We start from the raw sequence: 2500 nt of genomic DNA on the forward strand, positions 1-2500 counted from the left end.
TACAGGAATATTGACCTGTTTCCCATCAGCTACGCATCTCTGCCTCGCCTTAGGGGCCGACTCACTCTACGCCGATGAACGTTGCGTAGAAAACCTTGCGCTTACGGCGAGGGGGCTTTTCACCCCCTTTAACGCTACTCATGTCAGCATTCGCACTTCTGATACCTCCAGCACGCTTTACAACGCACCTTCACAGGCTTACAGAACGCTCTCCTACCACTTGCAATAAATTGCAAATCCGCAGCTTCGGTAACTGGCTTAGCCCCGTTACATCTTCCGCGCAGGACGACTCGATCAGTGAGCTATTACGCTTTCTTTAAATGATGGCTGCTTCTAAGCCAACATCCTGACTGTTTTAGCCTTCCCACTTCGTTTCCCACTTAGCCAATTTTAGGGACCTTAGCTGGCGGTCTGGGTTGTTTCCCTCTTGAGTCCGGACGTTAGCACCCGGTGCTCTGTCTCCCAAGCTGTACTCTGCGGTATTCGGAGTTTGCATTGGTTTGGTAAGTCGCCATGACCCCCTAGCCAAAACAGTGCTCTACCCCCGCAGGTAATACTTGAGGCACTACCTAAATAGTTTTCGGAGAGAACCAGCTATTTCCAAGTTTGTTTAGCCTTTCACCCCTATCCACAGCTCATCCGCTAGTTTTGCAACACTAGTCGGTTCGGACCTCCAGTACCTGTTACGGCACCTTCATCCTGGCCATGGATAGATCACTTGGTTTCGGGTCTACACCCAGCGACTAGACGCCCTATTCGGACTCGATTTCTCTACGGCTTCCCTATTCGGTTAACCTTGCCACTGAATGTAAGTCGCTGACCCATTATACAAAAGGTACGCAGTCACCCTTGCGGGCTCCTACTTTTTGTAAGCATGCGGTTTCAGGATCTATTTCACTCCCCTCCCGGGGTTCTTTTCGCCTTTCCCTCACGGTACTAGTTCACTATCGGTCAATGATGAGTATTTAGCCTTGGAGGATGGTCCCCCCATATTCAGACAGGATTTCTCGTGTCCCGCCCTACTTTTCGCAAGCTCAGTACCACACAGGTCATTTCACGTACGGGGCTATCACCCGCTATGGCCAGCATTTCCAGGCTGTTCCGTTATGTCTTGTGCTATCACTTGCAGGCTTCTCCGATTTCGCTCGCCACTACTTTCGGAATCTCGGTTGATGTCTTTTCCTCGAGCTACTGAGATGTTTCAGTTCACCCGGTTCGCCTCGCATACCTATGTATTCAGTATGCGATACCCCTAAGGGTGGGTTTCCCCATTCGGAAATCTCCGGATCAAAGCTAATTTGCCAGCTCCCCGAAGCTTATCGCAGGCTATCACGTCCTTCGTCGCCTATCATTGCCAAGGCATCCACCACATGCTCTTATTCACTTGACCCTATAACTTTGACCACTCTTGCGAGTATCTCCGTCATCTTCAAGGAATGTTTGACAGGTCTCTCACCTGTCGCGTTATGCCGTAAATGACATCACCACTTGCTTTCGCAAACAGTTAGCCTAATTACTTTCGAATTTCAAACAAAGTTTGATATTCATTTTGACGCAATCAAATATGTTGCCAACAACCACGCAAGGCACGGTCTGCACTAAACCTTTACGAATGTGCAGTTTCCTTGGCGCAGCTTAAAGTTGGCAACGCTGATTAAACTCTATAAATTGTTAAAGAACAGCCGGTTGATCAAGAGATCTTGATCAACAACAAAGCAGCCTCTTCATTGCAAGCAATGCAAAGCTACTTTGGTGTTGACTTCATGTGTATCGGAAGTTTGGTGGAGGATGACGGGATCGAACCGACGACCCCCTGCTTGCAAAGCAGGTGCTCTCCCAGCTGAGCTAATCCCCCGTATTTCCCAATATCTACCTGTTTATTGGACGACGATGGTGGGTCTGGTTGGTCTCGAACCAACGACCCCCGCCTTATCAAGACGGTGCTCTAACCAACTGAGCTACAGACCCAAGCCGGTCACTTATGACCAGGCATAAGCCCAAGTCGTTAGCGACAACCTTCCAACAACCGATAAGTGTGAGCGTTCAAATTAGATTGCAGTTTTCCAGAAAGGAGGTGATCCAGCCGCACCTTCCGATACGGCTACCTTGTTACGACTTCACCCCAGTCACGAACCCTGCCGTGGTAATCGCCCTCCTTGCGGTTAGGCTAACTACTTCTGGCAGAACCCGCTCCCATGGTGTGACGGGCGGTGTGTACAAGACCCGGGAACGTATTCACCGTGACATTCTGATCCACGATTACTAGCGATTCCGACTTCACGCAGTCGAGTTGCAGACTGCGATCCGGACTACGACTGGCTTTATGGGATTAGCTCCCCCTCGCGGGTTGGCAACCCTTTGTACCAGCCATTGTATGACGTGTGTAGCCCCACCTATAAGGGCCATGAGGACTTGACGTCATCCCCACCTTCCTCCGGTTTGTCACCGGCAGTCTCATTAGAGTGCCCAACTGAATGTAGCAACTAATGACAAGGGTTGC

2 tRNA genes and 2 rRNA genes (2 of these 4 running past the window's edge) are annotated in these 2500 nt (G+C 50.2%); all 4 read right to left on the reverse strand.

Annotation, left to right across the window (positions count from 1 at the left end):
- Positions 1–1390 (reverse strand): 23S ribosomal RNA (locus tag RAE19_RS17905) (it extends 1488 nt beyond the left edge of the window).
- A gap of 389 nt (positions 1391–1779) precedes the next feature.
- A tRNA-Ala gene (locus RAE19_RS17910) sits at positions 1780–1855 on the reverse strand.
- Positions 1856–1891: 36 nt separating this feature from the next.
- Positions 1892–1968: transfer RNA gene (locus RAE19_RS17915), tRNA-Ile, on the reverse strand.
- A gap of 99 nt (positions 1969–2067) precedes the next feature.
- Positions 2068–2500, reverse strand: a 16S ribosomal RNA gene (locus tag RAE19_RS17920) (it continues 1102 nt past the right edge of the window).
- The 16S and 23S rRNA genes sit together here with 2 tRNA genes alongside, the layout of an rRNA operon.

It is taken from the genome of Rhodoferax potami, assembly GCF_032193805.1.
Classification (GTDB): domain Bacteria; phylum Pseudomonadota; class Gammaproteobacteria; order Burkholderiales; family Burkholderiaceae_C; genus Allorhodoferax; species Allorhodoferax potami_A.